At 66.5% G+C, this 22,472-nt stretch carries 9 protein-coding genes; 6 read left to right on the top strand and 3 right to left on the bottom strand.

What is annotated here, in order from left to right:
• Positions 1-3 precede the first annotated feature (3 nt).
• The 4 genes from VN634_02010 to VN634_01995 all read left to right on the top strand — a co-directional run bounded on the left by VN634_02010 (position 4) and on the right by VN634_01995 (position 4,186).
• Positions 4-1,275 (top strand): hypothetical protein, encoded by a 1,272-nt coding sequence (locus VN634_02010; GenBank protein HXC49636.1) that lies wholly within the window; start codon positions 4-6, stop codon positions 1,273-1,275.
• 10 nt (positions 1,276-1,285) lie between these two features.
• Entirely contained in the window at positions 1,286-1,765 is a 480-nt protein-coding gene (locus VN634_02005) for a VOC family protein (protein HXC49635.1), read from the top strand.
• A gap of 155 nt (positions 1,766-1,920) precedes the next feature.
• A complete protein-coding gene (locus VN634_02000) occupies positions 1,921-3,159 on the top strand; it encodes an LLM class flavin-dependent oxidoreductase (protein ID HXC49634.1) in 1,239 nt (412 codons plus the stop codon).
• Between the two features lie 97 nt (positions 3,160-3,256).
• Positions 3,257-4,186, top strand: a complete 930-nt coding sequence (locus tag VN634_01995) for a cyclase family protein (GenBank protein ID HXC49633.1) — start codon at positions 3,257-3,259, stop codon at positions 4,184-4,186.
• A gap of 6 nt (positions 4,187-4,192) precedes the next feature.
• Here the strand turns inward: VN634_01995 and VN634_01990 are convergent, their stop codons facing one another.
• The 3 genes from VN634_01990 to VN634_01980 all read right to left on the bottom strand — a co-directional run bounded on the left by VN634_01990 (position 4,193) and on the right by VN634_01980 (position 6,425).
• Positions 4,193-4,861, bottom strand: a complete 669-nt coding sequence (locus tag VN634_01990) for a TetR/AcrR family transcriptional regulator (protein HXC49632.1) — start codon at positions 4,859-4,861, stop codon at positions 4,193-4,195.
• A gap of 2 nt (positions 4,862-4,863) precedes the next feature.
• Positions 4,864-5,736, bottom strand: a complete 873-nt coding sequence (locus VN634_01985) for an LLM class F420-dependent oxidoreductase (GenBank protein HXC49631.1) — start codon at positions 5,734-5,736, stop codon at positions 4,864-4,866.
• A gap of 152 nt (positions 5,737-5,888) precedes the next feature.
• The gene (locus VN634_01980; GenBank protein ID HXC49630.1) at positions 5,889-6,425 is read right to left on the bottom strand and encodes a CbiX/SirB N-terminal domain-containing protein; all 537 of its coding nucleotides are present in this window, start codon (positions 6,423-6,425) and stop codon (positions 5,889-5,891) included.
• Here VN634_01980 and VN634_01975 point away from each other — a divergent pair.
• Together VN634_01975 and VN634_01970 are read left to right on the top strand one after the other, a co-directional pair.
• Complete coding sequence (locus VN634_01975; GenBank protein ID HXC49629.1) at positions 6,424-7,182, top strand: SDR family oxidoreductase; 759 nt, start codon at positions 6,424-6,426, stop codon at positions 7,180-7,182. The two genes, VN634_01980 and VN634_01975, sit on opposite strands and share 2 nt — an antisense overlap.
• A 425-nt stretch (positions 7,183-7,607) precedes the next feature.
• Positions 7,608-22,469: an SdrD B-like domain-containing protein gene (locus VN634_01970; protein ID HXC49628.1), complete on the top strand. Its 14,862-nt coding sequence runs from the start codon at positions 7,608-7,610 to the stop codon at positions 22,467-22,469.
• The last annotated feature ends 3 nt before the right edge of the window (positions 22,470-22,472 follow it).

The following is a 22,472-nucleotide window of genomic DNA, read 5'->3' as shown; positions in this document are numbered from 1 at the left end:
CCGATGGCAATCCAGCTTCTTCGCTATCCGCAGCTCGGCCCCAGCCTGTGGTCGTTCGATACGCTTCCGGCCGGAGTCCGCACCGAGAACATGCCGCTCGTCGCCGAAGACCGCGGCGAGTCACACGGCGTGCTCTACACGCGCGGCGGCGAGCGCACTGTCGTCTGCATGATGCATCCGCGCGGCGACATGAGCCGCCACTACGCGATTCCGGCACTGCTCGAGGCCGGTTACGCGGCGTTCGGCCAGGCCGGGCGCTGGCTCAACAACGACGTCGGCCTCATCCACGAAATGCTGATCGTCGACGTGGCCGCGTCGATGAAGGAGCTGAGGAAGCGCTTCGAGAACGTCGTGCTGCTCGGCAACAGCGGAGGCGGCGCGCTCTACACGTTCTACCAGTCGCAGGCCACGACGAAGCCGCCGGGGCGACTGACGACCACCGCGGCCGGCGATCCGTACGACCTCAACGCATTCGAGATGCCGGAGGCGGACGGGATCGTTCAGCTCGCGACGCATCTCGGCCAGGGCGTGCTGATGCTCGGCTGCATCGATCCGTCGGTCGTGCGCGAAGACGACGCGCTGTCGATCGATCCGTCGCTCGACATGTTCAATCCGGAGAACGGCTTTGCCGAGCCTCCTGCATCGAGCAGCTACAGCGCCGAGTTCCTGCAGATGTATCGCGCGGCGCAGCGCGGACGGGTCGCCCGGCTCGATGCCATCGCCAGGAACTGCATCGTCGTGCAGCGCCATCACCAGCGGGAGATGGCGGACGAGGCGTTCGAAGACCTGACGTTCAAGCAGAAGCAGTTCGTCTGGCGGCGGGCGTTTCTCGGCCGCTACATGGAGATCCATCGCACCGAGGCCAACCCGGCGTACTGCGACCTTTCGATCTATCCGTCGAAACGCGATTACGGATCGTTCTTTTCTCCGCGGCCCGACATCTTCAATTCGATCGAGGCCGGGTTCGGAAAGCTGCATACGCCGCGCGCGTGGCTTTCGACGTGGTCTGGGCTGAGCTCGCGCGCCTCCACGCTCGAATGCATCCCGAAGATCCGGCAGCCGACGCTGGTCATCAGCTATACCGGCGACAACGTCGTCTGGATCCCGGACCTCGAGGCGATCCATCAGGCGTCGGGAGCCTCCGACAAGCAGATTCACTACGTCGACGGCGATCACCTCGGCCTTCCGCCGAAGTGCAATCCGAACGCTCCGGGGCGTGACGGCGCGATGAAGATCGTCACGTCGTGGCTGCGCGAACGCTTCGCGGCGGCGTAAAGGGCCGGCGATGTCCGTCATCCGCTTCGGCCACCTCGGCATCTGCGTGTCGAGTCTTGCGAAATCCGTTCCGTTCTACCGTGACCTTCTCGGCTTTCGCGCGCTCACCGAAGTCGAGGTTCGCGGAGCGGATGCCGACCGCCTGCTCGGCCTTTCGGGCGTCGACCAGACCACGGTGTTCCTCGAGCGTGACGGCGTGCGCCTGGCGCTGTTCGAGTTCCGCTCGCCGAAACGCGAGGGCGCGTGGCGGCCCAGGGCGTTGAACGTTCCCGGCATGGCCGCGATCATGCTGCGCGTGGACAACCTCGATGCGACCCTCGCGAAGATGCGCGAAGCCCGCGTCACCGTGCTCGACGATACGCGCACCGATTATCCCGAATACAACTCGCGGCTGGTCTTCCTGACCGATCCCGACGGAACGATGATCGAGCTCGTGGAGATTCCGGGCGACCCGTACGCGCCGTTCGGCAAGCCGTACTCCGGCGCCTGATCCCCGCGCCGATGCCGGCGCCGCTGGAATTGCCCGCGGCGGGCTTGTAGAACACGTTTCAGTCCGCTACGAAAGTCGCTTGCCGGCGCCGGATTTGCGCCGGAGCGGCCCGCAGCCACTGGCCTGGCCGCGCCGCCCGCAGAAAGGAGACCAACTTGAAGCTCGACCTCTTCGCGATGCCCACCATCCCCTCCACGAACGAAGAACGGGCGCAGCTTCGTCCGATCGGTCGCAGCACCGAGCGCTACCAGATGATGCTCGACGAGCTGAGGCAGCTCGTCATTCTCGCCGATGAGCTCGGCGTCGATGCGTTCTCGACGACCGAGCACCACTTTCATACCGAAGGCGGCGAGGTCTCGGTCAACCCGGTGCTGCTCTATGCGGACTTTGCGGCGCGCACCAAGCGCATCACGTTCGCGCCGATGTCGATCGTGCTTCCGACCGCCGACCCGATTCGCGTCGCCGAAGACATCGCGATTCTCGACCAGCTCACCAAAGGCCGCGTCGCCGTCGCGTTCGCGCGCGGCTACCAGAAGAAATGGATGAAGGTGCTCGGCCAGGGCGCCGAATCGGCGACCGGCCAGGGCGACAAGGGCGATTCGGCCAACCGCGACATCTACGACGAGAAGCTCGAGATCGTACAAAAGGCATGGACCGAAGACTGCTTCTCGTACAACGGCCATCACTACAAGGTGCCGTTCCCGTACGAAGGCATCGACGGCTGGGCGGCGCCGGAGTGGACGCGAAACTACGGCGCTCGCGGCGAGATCGACGACGCCGGAGTCATTCGCAAAATCGGCGTCGTGCCGAGGCCGTACCAGCAGCCGCATCCGCCGATCTGGGCGCCGTTCACGCTGTCGGAAAAGTCGCTGATCGACTGCGCGCATCGCGGGATCATGCCGTGGGTGTTCGAATCGTCGCCGGAAGGCTTCCTGAAGTGGGCCAATCTTTATCAGAACGAAGCCGCAAAGGGCGGCCACAAGCTGAAGCTCGGCCAGCGTCTCGGCGCGGTGCGGGCGATCACGATCGGCAAGACGCGCGAGGAAGCGTTCGAGCTGGCCGCGAAGACGACCGGTTACGAGTACCACCACTACTTCAACCTGTTCGGTTTCGGTGAGGTGTTCCGTTCCCCGGAGGACGATACTTCGATGCGCCCGCTCAAGTTCAAGGACGAGCATGTGGCGACGCAGCGGATGATCGACAAGGGCTACCAGCTGTGCGGCACGATCGACGACGTAAAGCGGCAGCTGGCTGCGCTCGTCAAGTGCCACGGCGACGGCGATCTCGAATGGATCTCGTGGAACTTCTTCTACCAGGGCACGGTGCCGTGGCAGGTGCAGGCCGACCAGCTCGAGCTGTTCGTCACAAAAGTCCTCCCCGAATTTCACTACTGATTTTAAATGGGGACAGGTACATTTTTTCTGCGCAGGCTGATTTCTCTGCGGAAAATTAAATGTACCTGTCCCCTTTTTGTTTCCTGAGGCAGAACGCATGGAGCGGGTACGCGAGATCGCGGCGAAGGTTTCGAACTGGGGGCGGTGGGGGGCGGAGGATGAGCGCGGGACGCTCAACCTGATCACGCCGGAGGTCGTGCGGCGCGCGACGGCGTGCGTGCGGCGCGGCGACATCTTCAGTCTTGGCCTTTCGCTCGGTGCCGACGGTCCGCAGAGCGGAACGGTGATCGGCCGCTTCAATCCGCAGCACTACATGACGGCAATCGGCACGCTGATCGGCGAGGATCCGCGCGGCTTCTGCTACTCGGACGACGTGCTGACGCTTCCGCTGCAGTGCTCGACGCAGTGGGACAGCCTCGCGCACGTTCACTACGACGGGAAGCTCTACAACGGCTATCCGGTCTCCGACCATCTCGGCGTCGGGGGCGCGACCAGGAACGGCATCGACAAGCTGGCCGAAGGCGGGATTCTGTCGCGCGGCGTGCTCGTCGACCTCGCGCGGCACCGCGGCGTCGAACGACTGGCCCCGGGAAGCGCGATTCGTCCGTCCGAGCTCGACGACGCGCTCGCAAAGCAGGGATCGAAGCTGCTGCCGGGCGACATCCTCGTGCTGCGCACGGGCCATCTTTCGGTGTTCACGAAGGACGGCGACCGCGAGACGTATCTGTGGCAGGGCCCGGGCCTCGGCATCGACGCGGCGGAATGGATTCACGCGCACGACCTCGCAGCGGTCTGTTCGGATACAACGGCCGTCGAAGTGATGCCGTGCGAAGACCCGTCGCTTCTCTACCCGCTGCACCTGCTCGCGATCCGCGACATGGGCATGCCGTTCGGCGAGATGTTCCAGCTCGACGCGTTCGCCGAAGACTGCGCGGCCGACGGCTGCTGGGAGTTCCTGCTGACGGCGCCGCCGCTCAAGGTGACCGGCGGCATCGGCTCGCCGGTCAACCCGCTCGCCGTCAAGTAGTGCGATCTATTTCGGCTCCGCAGCCTTCGCCGCGGGCGGCGCGAACGTTCCCGTACCGGACAGGTAGTGCGAGATCAGCGCGCTCAGCCAGCGGCGGAAACGCTCCTCGACGCCGGTGTCGTCTTCGATCCCGCAGCTGAAGCGCATCGCTTCGCCGGCAACACCCGAGCCGAGCGCCGCCGTGCCGACGAGCATGATCGTGAACAGCATGTCCTCGAACTCGAAATGCCGTCCCTCGGTCCAGCCTCCGGAAATCATGCGCACGTGCGCGGCTTCGGCGAGCGCACGCATCAGGCGCGACTCGTCGCGCGAGTTCTTTCCTTCGAGGATCAGCCAGGCGACCAGGCGGGCGTGACCGCGTTCCGCGAGGATCCCGAAGACGGCGTCGAGAATGGACGGAATATCCACTTCGCGACGCATGTGCTGGCGAACCTGGTCGAGCGTCGAGTCGCGAAGCGTATCGAGCGCACGCCGCACCACGGCTTCGACGAGGCCGTCGCGGCTGCCGAAGTGATGCAGGATCGCCGGATGGGAAACGCCGACGTCGGCCGCCAGCTCCTGCAGCTTGATTCCGGCCGGCCCGAGCTCGCGCAGCCGGCGTTCGGCCGCGTCGAGGATCATCACCTTGGCTTCTTCGGCGGTGCGCCGGACGCGCTTCGGCTTTTTGTTTGGCACCCTCAGCTCCTGAACTTCGAGATCACGTCGTCGGCAAAACGCTTGAGCGAATCTTTCTTCTCTTCGAGCGAGTTCGGATCTGCACCGTAAAGGACCCACGGAGCGGTCGTCAAGGTGGTTGCGCCCAGGTCCTCGATACGGCGATAGCCGTCGACATCGAAGACATCCGTGCACGCCACCACGGCCTCGAACGGTTTTGCGTCGGTTCCGAATTCCTTGCGCAGCGCGCCGAGCTTTCCGAGCAGCTCGCGAAGCTCTTCGGTCGAGTGCTGGACCGCGATCCAGCCGTCGCCGGTGCGCGCCGCGCGCCGCAGCGCTGCGTCGCTGACGCCTCCGACCAGGATCGGAACCGGCTCTTTCGGTACGGGGCTCATCTCGAGACGATCGAAGTTGTAGTGCTTGCCGTGATACTCGACCATCCCTCCCCGCCACAATGTGCGAAGTATATCGATCTCCTCGTCCATGCGTTTTCCACGTGTGTGGAAATTCACTTCGAGCAGCTCGAATTCTTCCTTCATCCATCCGGTGCCGATGCCGAGCGCGACGCGTCCGCCCGACATGTACGCGACGGTCGCGATCTGCTTCGCGATCAGCACCGGATTGCGCACCGGCAGGATGTAGATGTTGGTCATGAAGCGCAGCCGCTTCGTGACGGCGGCCATCGCCGCGATCGCCGTCCACGGATCGGGCCACGGAGTCGACGTCGACCAGTACGGCTTGCCGTCCTTGGCGTACGGGTAGGCGCTGTCGAGCTTCTCCGGGAATACCAGGTGGTCGGAGACGGCGAACCAGTCCCAGCCGCATTCGTCCGCGGTGCGGGCCATCTCGGCAAAATGGAGCGGATCGTTGAAGGCCAGTGCGGTCGCGAATTTCACGTCGGGAGTCCTCCGGGATTGCGGGAGCCGGGACCGGGAAATCGGGGACAGACCCCGATTTTCGGAAATCGGTGTCTGTCCCCGATTTCTCGGCGGGGCGGCCAACCCACGGTCTTTTCTGTCAAAAACGGCAAGCTGAGCGAAGCGCGGCGTCAGGATTCGCGCAACGAAAGCGCAGCCTCTGCACGGGCCACGACGAGCCCTGAAATTGCCGTGTCCGGACCGAGGCACGCCGTCACGACGAATCCGATCCCGGAGTGACGGCCGGCGGCCTCGGCAGCGAGCCTCGGAACATCGATTTCCGAATGCCGCCCGGGCGCGAGGAAGTAGAGCGCGACGACGACGAGCGAAGCGCCCGCTGCCGCCGCGCGATCGAAGGCTTCGGCGATCGTCGGGCTCGCGAGGTCCATGTGCGCGGGAAGCACGGCAATGTAGCGATCGCCGGCGAGGGCCGCGATCTCGCGGACCGCGGCGTCGAGGCTTGCATTGGAAGCCTCGTTGCGGCTGCCGTGGTCGACGACGATCAGAGCGATCCGCGACCGGTTCCCGGCCCGGGTCTCCGGCGGTTTGCTGTCGCGCTCCGCGGTCACCGTGCGCGAGACTGCCAGCAGCGGCGCGCCCGAACCACCACGAGCTGCGCCCGCGTGGTCTTTGGCTGCGCGCAATCGGCACGTTAAGAGGACCGGCATGAGCCTGGATCTTCGAGGACACGTCGCGCTGGTGACGGGCGGAAACGGTGGAATCGGCCTCGGCATGGCCAGCGGCCTCGCGAAGGCCGGCGCGGCAATCGCGATCTGGGGCCGCAATTCCGTCAAAAACGACGAGGCGAAGGCCGCGCTCGAGCGGCTCGGCGCCAAGGCCCGCGCGTATGTCGTCGACGTGACGAGCGAGGAGCAGGTCGCGGAGGCGATGAAGCGCGCCGTCGGCGACCTGGGGCGGGTCGACTCGTGCTTCGCGAACGCCGGGGTCGGAAAGGCCGCGGCCTTTCCGGAGATGACGCTCGCGGACTGGAATGCGGTCGTCGACATCAACCTGGTCGGCGCGTTCCTGACGTTCCGCGAGGCGTCGCGCCACATGATCGAGCGCGGCGGCGGCGGCAAGCTCGTCGGCATCGCTTCGATCGGCTCGATCCACGGAATGCCGCGCCAGGCCCAGTACTCGGCCAGCAAGGCCGGCCTGACGGCGATGGTCCGGTCGCTGGCCGTCGAGCTCGCCCGCCACGGGATCCAGGCGAACACGATCCTGCCGGGCTGGATCGAAACCGACATGACCGAAGGCGCGCGGTCCTGGGACAAGCTTCGGGAAACGGTCGTTCACCGGACGCCGGCGCGGCGCTGGGGCACGCCGGCCGATTTCGAAGGGATTGCGGTCTATCTCGCGTCCAGGGCGTCGGATTTCCATACCGGCGATACGATCCGGATCGACGGCGGCTACGCGGTGTTCTGATTTTCACATCACCGGCGCCGTCCGGATCGGCAGTCGTTACGCCGGATTCTCATGGTTTCCTGCGACCTTGGCTGCCGGGCGCGGCGCGGTACTGGTGGCGCCATCCATAGTGTCGGGGAGACGCCCGGCTGCCCGGTACTCCTGTCCAATTGGTAACAACGACCTTGCTGCCACGTCCGGCTCGACCCCGAGCCTCCCGCCGTCCTGCTCGGCCGTCTCCCGTCGTGGCCGAAATCAATTCTTTGACGCAGCGGCACACGCGGCATCTTGATCGCTGAGTCAGCCTTAAGACGCACAAAAACCGTAATTTTCCTTTGCATCCGAGGGTATTTCCGGGGACTTTGTGCGCGGGGAGTCAGGTCGCCTTCTGCAAGGGAAGGCGGGAACGGCTTTGCGGCAGACGTCGCAAAGTAAGGGGACAGTCGATGAAATTCGTGTCGTTCGGTGGCACTGCCGCCAGGATCGCTGCGTTCGTCTTTGCTGCCGTGACTTTTGTCACGCCGGGTGTCGCAAGTGCCGCACCGCAACTGACGATCAACATGCTGACGTGGAACATCGTCGGCCTCGACAGCAACAACCCGCTGAATCAGGGGCCGTACGAATTCCTGTCCGGTGCCCGTGTCTGCAACACGGGCACGAGCGCGGCAAACGACATCTCTGTCAATTACACGTTCGACACGGCGAACCAGTACATCAACATCTCGCCGCGCGGCACCAGCGTCGAGACCGACCCATTGCTGCTGGCCGGCGACTGCAACGACTACTACTTCCTGATCCGCGTGACGCGCACCCCGCTCGCGTACAACACGACCCGCAAATTCCACATCACTGCCAGCGCCAGCAACACGGCGAGCGTCAGCACCCCGCTCAATCGCGAGCTCTACGTCGAGCACCTGATCTCGCAGAACCGCAACGACGTGATCAGCGTGGACGGCCCGAGCAGCGTGTACGTGGGCCAGACCGTCAACTACGTGGTTCACTCGAACACCGCGACGCAGGGATACGAGCAGCTCTCGTCGTTCCTCGATTTCCCGAACCTTCTGTTCCGCGTGATGTCGGTGTCCGCGACCTATTCGACCGGCGGCACCAACGACCGGGTCTATTCGGATGCCTGCACGTGGGATCCGGTCATCGGCCCGACGCCTCCGACCGGCACCTACCGCTCGTGCCTCTCGACCGGGAAACAGGGCAACGAGGTCGTCACGACCTACAGCGTCCGCTTCATGTCGGCCGGCTCGTCGTCCCTGATCGAGACGATCTACGACTTCTCCGGGTCGAGCTACCACTACAATGCCGACATCGGGCTCAACAGCGTCAACATCACGACCCAGGACCAGCTGGCGACCGTCAAGCTCAACAAGCACTGCCAGCCGGCGCCGGCGACTCCCGGCTCCGCGATCACGTGCACGATCGAGTACGCCAACACGAGCACGACGACCACGTACACCGGCGTCGAGATCCGGGAGACGTACGATCCGCGCATGATCTACGTGTCGGCGGCGCCCGCACCGACGACGAGCAACAATGTCTGGTCGATCGGGAACCTCGCGCCCGGCGCGCACGGCGTCATCACGGTGTCGCTCACTGTCGCGAACACCGGCGTCGTCGATGGCGATAACCTCGTCAATCACGTCGAGATGACCGACACCGTCGCGCGCGCCAACGATTCGCAAGGCGACCCGGCCGGCATGTTCGCAGTCGCTGAGGACACCCTTCCGATCGCGGTGCAGGTCGCCAACACCGCGCTGCTGCGCGTGACGAAGACCGGCGCGCCCGATCCTGACGTCGCGTCCGGCGGCACGATCGTCTACACGATCAACTACCAGAACCTCGGTCCGGCAACTTCGTACAACACGGTGCTGACCGACACGCTGCCGTCGGGCTTGACGTTCTTCTCGTCGTCGCCGGCGCCGACGACATCGGCCGCACCGGTCTACACGTGGAACGTAGGCAACCTCGCGTCGGGTGCGTCCGGCAGCATCACGATGACCGTGACGACCGGCTCGTCGCTGCCGACGGGAACGATCCTGACCAACTACGCCGCGCTTCAGGGCCAGACCGGCGCCGGCACCATCTCGAGCGCCGGCCTGTTCGCGGATGTCGAAGAGTCGCAGTTCGCAATCGGCGGTGCGCAGGCCCAGGCCGACATTTCCGTCACGAAGACCGATTCGGATCCGGTCGGCGGCGTACCGCAGGGCGGCATCCTGACGTACACGATGTCCGTCCAGAACGCCGGCCCGAACGTCGCCACGAACGTGGTGTTCACCGATACGCTCGGCGCCAACAAGACCTTCACGTCGTCCTCGCTTGGAACGGCCTGTACGAACGTTTCGGGCACCGTCACGTGCTCGCTCGGCACGATGGCGGTCGGCGCGTCGACGACCTTCACCATCAACGTCGTCGTAAGCCCATCGGCGCCCACCGCCGGCACGCGGGATACCAACACCCTGCCGTGCAACGGGACCGAAGACATCTGCAACAACGTCTCCGTGACCGCCGATCAGTCCGATCCCAACACGGCGAACAACACCGCCGACGAACCGACCAACGTCGTCGCGGTGGCCAGCGTCTGCGATCTCAGCATGACGAAGACGCATGCCGGAGGGACTTACGCGCCGGGTGCGACGATCACGTACAACCTCTCGCTGGCGAACGCGGGACCGCAGGCGACGGGCAGCTCGACGACGAGCTTCGTCGACAAGCTCCCGACCGGCGTGACGTACGTCAGCAGCAGCTTCACCGGCGGCGGCAGTTGCGGGGTGCCCGACGCGAGCAACACCATCATCTGCAGCTTCAACGGCAACGTTCCGAGCGGCGGCAACCGCACCGGAACGATCACGGTCTCGGTCAATGCCAACGCGCCGAGCGCCAACTCCCAGACGACGGGGGCCTGCACCGGCAGCGAAGACCTCTGCAACCAGATCGTCTCGATGGGCAGCACCGGCTGCAGGGACACGAACCAGGCCAACAATACGACGAGTGTCGCGGCCGACGTGGCACGGCCGTCGGCCAACCTCGGCCTGACGAAAACCGACAGCCCCGATTCGATCGCGCAGGGCGACACGCTGACCTACACGCTGAACGTCACCAATGCGGGTCCGGCTGCGGCCACCAACGTGGACGTCGTCGATACGCTGCCTTCCAACGTCACTTACGTCAGCAGCACGGCGTCGGGCGGATGCACGCTCGTCGGCAGCGCGCTTACGTGCCGGGTCGCCGATCTTGCGAACGGCGGCTCGACGAGCTTCACGATCACGACTCGCGTCAATTCGACCGCCAGCACCATTCTCACACCGGGCACCGGCGCCGTGACCGGTGCGTGCACGCCCGCCAGCGCGGACTTGTGCAACTCGGCGACGGTCAGCAGCTACGCGACCGATCCGACTCCGGCCAACAACACCGCCACGCAACCGACGAACGTGACCGCCACCGTGGCGGACCTGTCGCTGACGAAGACCGACAGCGGCGACCCGCTGCTCGAAGGCGGCGTGCTCGTTTACACGATGACCGTGAGCAATCTCGGCACCGGCACGGCTCGCAACGTGACCGTCGTCGACACGCTCGGCGCCGGCGAATACTACCTCGAGAGCACCGCGTCCGGCGGCTGCGTCGAATCACCCGCCGGCACCCTGACGTGCTCGCTCGCCGACATTGCGAACCTCGGATCGACGAGCTTTACCGTCACCGTGTTCGTGCCGACCGGCGCACCCACGGCCGGTACGACCCAGAACGATCCGTGCACGGGAAGCCCGACCACCGACATCTGCAACACAGCCGTCGTTTCGTCGTCCACACCGGACCCGAGCTCGGCCAACAATACTGCGGTCGAGCCGACCAACATCCTGCCGGCGTCGGCCGACGTGCAGATCACGAAAAACGACACCGGTTCGGATCCCGCGGCGCTCAGCGGCACCGTGACGTACAACGTCCACGTCGCGAACCCGGGCCCGCAGGACGCGCAGGACGTGACGATCACCGACGTGCTCGACTCCGACACCACGTACGTCAGCGACACGTTCGGTTGCGTGCAGGGTCCGGCCCATACGCTCACGTGCGATATCGGCGCGCTGCTCGTCGGCCAGAGCTACGACTTCACGGTCACCGTGACGGTGAACTCGAACGCTCCGACCACCAGCACGCAGATGACCGGCGCGTGCGCGGGCAGCGAAGACATCTGCAACAACATCAGCGTCTCCTCGAGCACGTCGGATCCGACTCCGGCAAACAACAGCGCCCAGGTGCCGACCAACGTGCTGCCGAACGTCGCCGACCTGTCGGTCGTCAAGTCGGATGCAGGCTTCGATCCGGTGCTGCGCGGCGGCACGCTGACGTACGGCGTCACGGTCACGAACAACGGACCGAACACGGCGACCAGCGTCGTGGTGACCGACAACCTGTCGGCGAGCACGACGTACGTGAGCAATACCGGCGGATGCTCGCACTCGGCCGGCGTGCTCACGTGCAACCTCGGCTCGCTCGCGAGCGGCGCATCGACCTCGTTCACGGTGACGACGACCGTTTCGGCCAGCGCGCCGATGAACGGCACGCTGTCGTCGGGCAACTGCAACGGCAGCGAGGACATCTGCAACAGCGTGTCGGTGACCGCCGCCGAGTCGGACCCGACTCCGGCGAACAACAGCGACAGCGAGCCAACCGACGTGACGCCGAACGCGGACGTGGCCGTCGACAAGACGGGCCCTGCGTCCGTCGTGCCCGGCAACAACGTCGTCTACACCGTGACCGTCACGAACAACGGTCCGGGCAATGCGACCAGTGTGAGCGTGGCCGACCCGACTCCGAGCGGTCTCACGTTCGTGTCGAACAGCGGCGACTGCACGACCGCGTACCCGTGCTCGCTCGGCACGCTCGCGAGCGGCGCCACGCGCACGATCACGTCGACGTATTCGGTACCGGCCACGTACACGACGCCGACGCCGGTCGTGAACACCGCGACGGTGTCGACGACGTCGAACGACACCAACCTCGCCAACAACAGCGACGGTCACTCGGCTCCGGTCGCGCCGCAGGCGGACCTGCGCATGTCGAAGGACGACGGCACGGCAACGTACGCGCCGGGCGGAAACCTCACGTACACGATCACCGCGTCCAACTTCGGCCCGAGCAACGTGACGGGCGCGACCGTGACCGACACGTTCCCGGCCGCGCTCGACAGCATTTCATGGACCTGCTCGGGCACCGGCGGCGGCACCTGCCCCGCTTCGGGAACCGGCGATATCAGCACGTCGTCCGTGAACCTCCCGGTCGGTGCGACCGTGACGTTCCTCGTGAGCGTGGACATCATCGCGGGCACGAGCGTCAATCCGCTCATCAACAGCGCGACCGTCTCGGTGCCATCGGGCACGACCGACCCGACGCCGGGCAACAACACCGACGACGATCAGGATGCGCCGGCCGCTGCGGCTTCGAGCATCGGCGACCGTGTCTGGCTCGACGAAGACGGCGACGGTGTGCAGGACGCGGGCGAAGACGGAATCGCCGGCGCAACGGTGCAGCTGTACGACTCCACCGGAACGATCCTGCTGGCGTCGACGACGACCGACACCGACGGCCGCTACATCTTCACGGGCCGCGCGGCCGGCACCTACGTCGTGCGCATCCTCAGCACCTCGCTGCCGGCCGGGCTGTATGCGAACCCGACCTACGACTACGACAGCGGCACGACGACGCCGAACGCCTCGACGACGATCACCGTCGCAGCAGGCGTGAACGAAGACCGCATCGACTTCGGCTTCAACTGGGTTGCGCCGGCGACCACCTCGAACCCGGCGCTGAACGCGACCGGCACCATCGGCGACCGCATCTGGAACGACGCGGACTCCGACGGCGTGCAGGATTTCGGCGAAGCGGGAATCGCGGGCGTCCAGGTGCGGCTGCTCGTCGATACCAACGGCGACGGCACGTTCGGCGGTGCGGGCGATGCCGCGGCGGTCACGACGACCACCGATGCGTCCGGTCACTACATTTTCGACGGCATCGCGCCGGGCGCGTACGTGATCAACGTGAACACGGCGACTCTGCCTGCCGGCTTCACGACCACGCCGACCGGCGATCCGGACGGCGACTTCAACAACACGACGAACCCGATTCTCGTGGCGCCGGGCGACGTGTTCGTGAACGCCGACTTCGGCTATCCGCTCCCGACCGGGCACACGATCGGCGATACGATCTACGTCGATGCGGACGCCGACGGCGTGCGCGACGGCGGCGAAGTCGGCATGCCGGGCGTGACGGTTTCCCTGCTGGACAACGGCGGCCAGATCGTCGCGTCGACGATTACCGACGCGAACGGCAACTTCCTCTTCCCGGGCCTGGCGAACGGCACGTACTCGGTGGTCGTGACCGACGTGTTCAACGTCCTCGCGAACACGCCGACCAACACCGGCGATCCGGACGGCGGCTTCGATCGCATCAGCACGGTGGTGCTCGCGGGCGCCGACAACCTAGTCCAGGACTTCGGCTTCGCACCGGGCGGACACGAGCCGGGCGACGGCCTGATCGGCGACACGATCTATCTCGACCGCGACAACGACGCCGTCTTCGACGCCGGTGAAGGCCTCGAGGGCGTGACCGTCAACCTGTACGCCGCCAACGGCACGACACTCGTCGCAACGGTCTACACCGACATCAACGGTCGCTATCTGTTCGGCGGCCTCGACGCGACGAAGACGTACGTCGTGCGCGTCGATACCACGACACTGCCCGGCGGCGGCGCCGGCATGACCAACACCGTCGATCCGGACGGCGGGATCGCGAGCCAGTCGATCGTCGACCTGACGCTGTTCGCGGGCGCAACGACGTTCACGCAGGACTTCGGCTACCGCCCGAACACGCCGAACACGATCAGCGGCACGGTGTTCAACGACGCCAACGGCAACGGCACCAAAGGCGCCGGCGAGACGACCGGCTACGCAGGCGTGACGGTGATCCTGCGCGATGCGAACGGCAACATCGTGGCCACCACGACGACCGACGCATCGGGCAACTACTCGTTCGCCGGCATTCCGAACGGCACGTACACGGTCGACGTCTCCGAGACCGCGAACGTGCTCGGCGGCAAGACCAAGTCCGAGGGCCCGAACCCCGGCGCCGACAACAACAGCCAGGTCCGGGGCTACAGCGTCACGGTGACCGGCGGCCAGACCAACACGACCGCGGACTTCGGCTACTACACGCCGGTGTCGGTCGTCGGCGACTTCGTCTTCAACGACACCGACAACGACGGCATCCAGGACGCCGGCGAGGTCGGCATCGCGAACGCAGTCGTCACGCTGACGATCACGTATCCGAACGGAAACGTCGTGACCGAATCGACGGTGACCAGCGGCACGGGCGCGTACTCGTTTACGAACTTGAGGCTCGACGAGAGCTACGACGTGACGGGTGCGACCCAGCCGACGTACTCGATCACTGTTGCGACGCCCGCCAACTTCACGCCGAGCCCGATCGCACAGGGCGGCAACGTCGCCCTCGATTCGAACAATCCTGCGGGAGCGGGCTTCACGCCTACGCAAGGCGCGACGGACGCGACGGTCGACTTCGGCTTCACGCCGGTGACCAACCTCGTCGTCGACAAGGCGGGCCCGGGCGCGGTGACGCCGGGCAACAACGTGGCCTACACGATCACGGTTTCGAACGGCGCTTCCCCGGCACTGGGCGTCGTGCTGGCCGATCCGACGCCGGCCGGCCTGACGTTCGTTTCGGCCAGCGCGCCGTGCGCCGGCGGCTTCCCGTGCGCGATCGGCACGATCGCGGCGAACAGCTCGGTCGTCGTCACGGCCACGTTCAACGTGCCGGGCGGCTACACGACGCCCGATCCGATCGTCAACACCGCGTCGGCGACGACGACCACTTCGGAGACGAGCCTCGCCGACAACAGCGACAGCGCTTCGACCGCGCTTTCGTTCACCGCGGCGGACATCCTCATCACGAAGACCGGACCGGCGTCGGCCGTTCCGGGCCAGAACGTCGTATTTACGCTGCACGTGCAGAACAACGGCCCCGACAACGCGACCAACGTCGTGGTGAGCGACGTGACTCCCGGCGGCATCAGCTTCGTGAGCGTTTCGGGCGGCGGCTGCTCGGCCCTGCCCTGCACGATCCCGAGCCTGCTCAACGGCGGCTTCGTGAACCTGACGCTGACGTACGCGGTACCGGCCGGCTACACGGCGCCGAACCCGATCAGCAATACAGCGAACGCGTTCTCCAACGACCAGGGAGATCCGAACCCGGCCAACAATTCGGACACCGAAACCGTGCCGCTCGCTCCGTCCGCCGACCTCGAGCTGACCAAGACCGGTCCGGCTTCGGCCGTGCCGGGCACCAACGTCGCGTTCACGATCACCGTGACGAACCACGGTCCTTCCGATGCGCAGAACGTGAGCGTTGCCGATCCGACGCCGGCCGGCCTCGGCTTCGTGTCGAACTCGGGCGCGTGCGCGACCGCATATCCGTGCTCGCTCGGCACGCTCGCATCGGGAGCATCGGCCACGATCACGACGATGTATTCGGTGCCTGCCGGTTACACGGCGCCGAATCCGATCAGCAACACCGCGACCGCAAGCTCGACGACGCCGGATCCGGGCGTGTTCCCGAACAGCGACACCGAGAACGTGCCGCTCGTACCGTCCGCCGATCTCGAGCTGTTCAAGTCCGGTCCCGCCTCGGCAGTGCCCGGCAATAACGCCACGTTCACGATCACCGTGATCAACCACGGTCCGTCGGACGCGCAGAACGTGAGCCTGGCCGATCCGACTCCGAGTGGTCTCGGCTTCGTCTCGGCGACCGCGCCGTGCGCCGGTGGATTCCCGTGCTCGCTCGGCACGATCGCGTCGGCCGGCTCGGCGGTGGTCACGGTGACCTACTCGGTGCCGAGCGGCTACACGTCGCCCGACCCGATCAGCAACACCGCAACCGCGAGCTCGACGACGCCGGATCCGGGCGTGTTCCCGAACAGCGACACGGCGAACGTGCCGCTCGCTCCGTCGGCCGATCTCGAGCTGACGAAAACTGCTCCCGCATCGGTCACGCCCGGCAGCAATGCGGTGTTTACGGTGACGCTCACGAACCACGGGCCGTCGGCCGCGCAGAACGTGAGCATCGCCGATCCGACTCCGTCCGGCCTGACGTTCGTCTCGGCGACGGCGCCGTGTGCCGCCGGCTTCCCGTGCTCGATCGGCACTCTCGCCGCAAGCGCAACCGCAACGATCAACGTCACGTACTCGGTGCCGTCCGGCTACACCGCGCCGAATCCGGTCAGCAACACCGCAACCGCGAGCTCGACGACGCCGGATCCGGGCGTGTTCCCGAATGCCGACACCGCGACGTCGCCGGTCACGCCGACCGCCGATCTGTCGATCACCAAGGATGACGGCAGCGCCGTCTACGTGCCGGGCGGAAGCCTCACCTACACGATCACCGTTTCGAACGCCGGACCCAGCAACGCGACCGGTGCGAGCGTGAGCGACGTGTTCCCGCCGCAGATCTCGGCGATCGCGTGGACGTGCTCTGGCACCGGCGGCGGCTCGTGCAGCGCATCCGGAAACGGCGACATCGCCGACACGGTCAATCTGCCTGTCGGAGCGAGCGTCACGTATCTCGCCAGCGTGGACATCGTGCCGGGCGCAACGGTAGACCCGCTCGTCAACATCGCCACGGTGACTGCGCCTCCAGGAGTCACCGATCCGGTGCCGGCAAACAACAGCGACGACGACCAGGATGCGCGCGCCGCAGCCCCGTCGTTCATCGGCGACCGCCTGTGGCTCGACGAAGACGGCGACGGCGTGCAGGACGCCGGCGAGGACGGCCTCGCGGGCGTCATCGTCCGTCTCTACGATGCGACGGGCACCGTGCTGATCACGGCGACCACCACCGACACCGACGGGCGCTACATCTTCGCCGACCTGGCCGCGGGCACTTACGTCGTGCGAGTCGATACGACGACGCTGCCGGCAGGGCTTGCCGCGAACCCGACCTACGACCTCGACGACGGCACGACAGCGCCGGACGGCGAGACGTCGATCACCGTGGCCGCGGGCGTGTTCAACGACAGCGGCGACTTCGGCTTCAACTGGGTTGCGCCGGGCACGTCGACGAACCCGGCGCCGGGCGCGACGGGCATGATCGGCGATCGCATCTGGAACGACGCGGACATGGATGGCGTCGAGGATTTCGGCGAAGCCGGAATCGCGGACGTGACGGTGCGGCTGCTGAGTGACGACAACGGCGACGGCGTGTACGGCGGTGCGGGCGACAACGCCGCGCTCACCACGACGACGGATGCTGCCGGTCACTACTACTTCGACGGCCTCGCTGCGGGCGCGTACGTGATCGACGTGGTCACGTCGACGCTGCCGGCCGGCTACAGTTCCACGCCGACCGGTGATCCGGATAGCGACGGCGACACTACGTCGAACCCGATCGTGCTCGCACCGGGCGACGTCTACGTGACCGGCGATTTCGGCTTCCCGCTGCCGGGCGGCCACACGATCGGCAACACGATCTACCTCGATGCCGACGCCGACGGCGTGCGCGATCCGGGCGAGCCGGGCATCGCGAACGTGACGATCGTCCTCGTCGACGCGAGCGGCAACGTCGTCGCGTCCACCGTGACCGACGCCAACGGCGAGTACACGTTCCCGGGCCTCGCCGACGGCATCTACTCGGTGGTCGTGACGGATTCGGCCAACATCCTCGCCGGCGCCTCGGCCAACACCGGCGATCCGGACGGTGGCAACGACCGCCTGAGCACGGTCGTGCTCGCGGGCGCAGACAACCTGACGCAGGACTTCGGCTTCGCACCGGCGGGCCACGATCCGGGCGACGGCCTGATCGGCGACACGATCTTCCTCGACCGCGACAACGACGGCATCGCCGACGCGGGCGAAGGCATCGAAGGCGTTACGGTAAACCTGTACGCGTCCGACGGCACGACGCTGATCGCGAGCGCCGTGACCAACGCGAACGGCCAGTACGTGTTCGGCGGTCTCGATTCGACTGCGACGTACGTCGTCGCAGTCGATCACGCGACGCTGCCTAACGGCGGCGCCGGCATGACGAACAGCGTCGATCCGGACGGCGGCTTCGACGAGGAAGCAACCGTCGATCTGACGGCCTTCGCAAACGGAGTCACGTTCGATCAGGACTTCGCGTATGAAGCCGCCACGCCGAACACGATCGGCGGAACGATCTTCAACGACGCGAACGGCAACGGCACGCGCGGCGGCGGCGAAACCGGCGGATACGCCGGCATCACCGTGATCCTGCGCGATCAGGACGGCAACGTCGTCGGCACGACGACGACCGACGCGTCGGGCAACTACAGCTTCGGCGGGCTTCCGGACGGCACCTATACCGTCGAAGTGTCCGAGGCCGGCAACGTGCTCGGCGGCCTCGTCAAATCCACCGGGCCGAACCCCGGCGCCGACAACAACAGCCAGGTCGCCGGCTACTCGGTGACGGTAAGCGGCGGAGCAACGAATACGACGGGCGACTTCGGCTACTTCGCGCCGGGCGCGGCGTTCGGCAACTTCGTCTTCAACGACACCGATGGCGACGGCATCCAGGATCCGTCCGAGACGGGCATTGCGGGCGTCGCCGTCACGCTGACGATCACGTATCCGAACGGCGACGTGACGACCGTCGTCACCGTGACCGACGCGCAGGGCGCGTACTCGTTCGGCAACCTGCTGCTCGACGAGAGTTTCGACGGCGTCGGCGCCGGCGAGCCCACGTACGAGGTCACGGTCGCGACTCCGGCCGATTTCGTCGCAAGCCCGGTCGGAGCCGGCGGCAATCCGCAGCTCGACTCGAACGATCCGTCCGGCGCGCCGGTAACGCCCATGCAGGGCGTGACCGACACGACGGACGATGCGCTTGCCACGAGCGGCATCGACTTCGGCTTCGTGCCGGTGACGAACCTCGTCCTCGACAAGACCGGACCGGGCGCGGTGACGCCGGGAAGCAACATCGTCTACACGATCACCGTGACCAACGGCGCGCAGCCTGCCGCGAACGTGGTCATCACCGATCCCACGCCGACCGGCCTCACGTTCGTGTCGGCGTCGGCGCCGTGCGCTTCCGGATTCCCGTGCTCGGTGGGAACCATCGCGGCCAGCGGCTCGGTCGCGATCACGGCCACGTACTCGGTGCCGGGCGGCTACACGACGCCGGACCCGATCGTGAACACGGCATCGGTCTCGACCTCGACGCTCGAGACCAGCCTCGCAGACAACAGCGACGGCCAGTCGACGAACATCTCGTTCGTGCAGGCCGACCTGTCGATCGTCAAATCCGGGCCCGCTTCGGCGATGCCCGGGCAGAATGTGGTCTTCACGCTGCACATCGCGAACGCGGGACCCGCCGTCGCGACCAACGACGTCGTCACGGATCCTACGCCGGGCGGGCTCACGCTGGTCTCCGTCACCGGCGGCGGCTGCTCGACGCTGCCGTGCACGATCGCGAGCCTCGCGGTCGGCGGATCGGTCGACCTCACGGTGACGTACTCGGTGCCGTCGTCGTACACGTCGCCCGATCCGATCAGCAATACCGCGAGCGTGTTCTCCAACGACGTGGCGGATCCCGATCCGTCGGACAACACGGATACGGCCACCGTGCCGATCAGCCCGACGGCAGACGTAGAGATCGTCAAGAGCGGTCCGGCGCAGGCCGTAGCGGGTGCGAACGTGGTGTTTACGGTCGTCGTGACGAACCACGGACCGTCGAACGCACAGAACGTGGTCGTCGCCGATCCGACTCCGTCCGGTCTGCTGTTCGCGAGCAACTCAGGCGCTTGCGCAACGGCGTATCCGTGCTCGCTCGGCACGCTCGCCTCGGGAGCGACGCGCACGATCACGTCGACGTACACGGTTCCGGCCGGATACACGTCGCCGGATCCGATCGTCAATACGGCGACCGTCTCGTCGACGACGCCGGATCCCGTCCCGGGCAACAACAGCGACGATGCGTCGGTGCCGCTTGCCGCCACGGCCGACCTCGCGGTCACCAAGAGCGACGCCGGCGCGACCGTCGCGCGCGGCAGCAGCGTCACCTACACGATCAACGTGACCAACAACGGGCCGCGTACGGCGACCAACGTGACGGCCGTCGACACGCTCGATCCGAACACCACGTACGTGTCCGACAGCGCGGGCTGCACGCAGAGCCCGGTCGGCAGGCTCACGTGCAACGTCGGATCGATTGCGTCGGGTGCCTCGGCAAGCTTCACGGTCACGGTCCTCGTCGGGCCGACTGCGCCGTCGAGCGGCACGCGTGAGAACGGCACGTGCACCGGTGCGGAGGATCTCTGCAACCGCGTGACGGTCAGCTCCGACCAGGTCGATCCGGTGCCGTCGAACAACTCCGACAGCGAGCCGACCGACGTCGCGACCGTCGACCTGCGCCTCGTCAAGAGCGACGCCGGTACCGGCGTCAACCTGAACGAGGACTTCGCGTACACGCTGATGGTCGCCAACGACGGCTCCGGCACCGCGACCAACGTGACGGTCGTCGACGTGCTCGACTCCGATACGTCCTACGTGAGCGACGATCTCGGCTGCACCGAGACGCAGCCGAACACGCTCACGTGCCCGATCGGCTCTCTCGCGCCGGGCGCCTCGCTGACGTTCCACGTGATCGTCCATACCAGCGGCACGGCGCAGACGTCGCGCTCGCGCGAGAACGGCGTGTGCAACGGCAGCGAGGACCTCTGCAACAACGCAACCGTTGCCGCGACCGAAACTGACGCGTTCCCGTCGAACAACAGTGACAGCGAGCCGACCAACGTGCGCACGATTGCGACCGATCCGGCCGACCTGTCGATCACGAAGACCGACGTGTCGAGCCCGGTCCAGGCCGGAGCGTTTGCGACGTACACGATCAGCGTCACCAACAACGGCCCGGATGCCGCCACCGGCGTCCAGGTCGTCGACACGCTCGACGCGTACATGACGTACGTCGGCGGCACGCTCGCGTGCACCGAAGCTCCGACCGGCATGCTGACGTGCCCGATCGGCGACATGGCTGCCGGTGAGACCGTCGCGTTCGACATCGTCGTGCGCGTCGATCCGTCGGCGCCGACGGCGAGCTCCGCCTCGGGCGTGCCGTGCTCGGGCGCCGAGGACATGTGCAACCGCGCATCGGTCAGCGCCGACCAGACCGACCCGGATCCGTCGAACAACGTCGCCGACGTCTCGACCGACGTCGTCACGACCACGACGTCGTCGGCACTGTCGCTCGTCAAGAGCGATCTGGCCGTCGAGCCGGTGCAGCCGGGCGATGCGGTCACGTACCAGATCGTCGTCAGCAACGCCGGACCGGATGCCGCGACCGGCGTCGTCGTCTACGACCTGCTCGATCCGGAAATGACATACGTCAGCGACGATGCGGGATGCACGGTACGCTCATCGAGCATCGGCACGTCGCTGACGTGCCCGGTCGGCACGATCGCGAACGCCGGCTCGGCGACCGTGAACGTCGTCGTCACCATCGCTGCCGACGCACCGGTCGACTCGACGAGGCAGGACGGCGACTGCGACGATCTCGAGGACGTCTGCAACGATGCGTTCGTGGCCTCTGCATCGGCCGATGCCGTGGTCTCGGACAATTTCGACAGCGAGCCTACGGACGTGAGCGCGAGCGCCACGTGCGAAAACGGTATCGTCGACGCCGGCGAAGACTGCGATCCGCCCGATGCCGAGATCTGCAACAACGGCATCGACGACGACGGCAACCTCGCAGTCGACTGCGCCGATCCGGCCTGCCAGGTCAGCGGATTCCAGAGCTGCGACGGCAACTGCCAGCTCGCTCCGGCGTGCGTCGCGATCCTCAACGACCCGGCCCGGATCAGCAACACCCGGATCAAGATCCACGGGCGCTTCATCCCGTCGACGGACGCGAATCCGACCGACGACGGCATCAAGTTCACACTGTCGAACTCGACGGGCCTCATCTACTCGGTCGAGCTCGATCCGGGCGTGATGGTCGAAGGCGTGCGCGGTGAGCTGAAGCGCTGGGTCTACAAGGACACGACCGTGAAGAATCAGCCGTCTCCGTACGGCATCTACCGTCTCGGCATCCACCAGCGCATCGAGAAGGACGGCGCGACGTCGTACCCGTTCACGATCATCACGTACGGTGACCTGACGGTGGCGACCGAGGCGACGATGACGTCGCAGATCTACATCGGCGACGACACCGCGTACCTGACCGCCGACTGGCTCGGCAAGCCCGGCGCGTGGTACCTGACGATGCAGCAGGCGTACGGGCAGTAGCGA

The sequence above is a fragment of the Candidatus Limnocylindrales bacterium genome (assembly GCA_035571835.1).
In the GTDB taxonomy this organism is placed as follows: Bacteria; Desulfobacterota; Binatia; order UBA1149; family CAITLU01; genus DATNBU01.
This window is presented reverse-complemented; position numbering and strand designations above follow the sequence as displayed.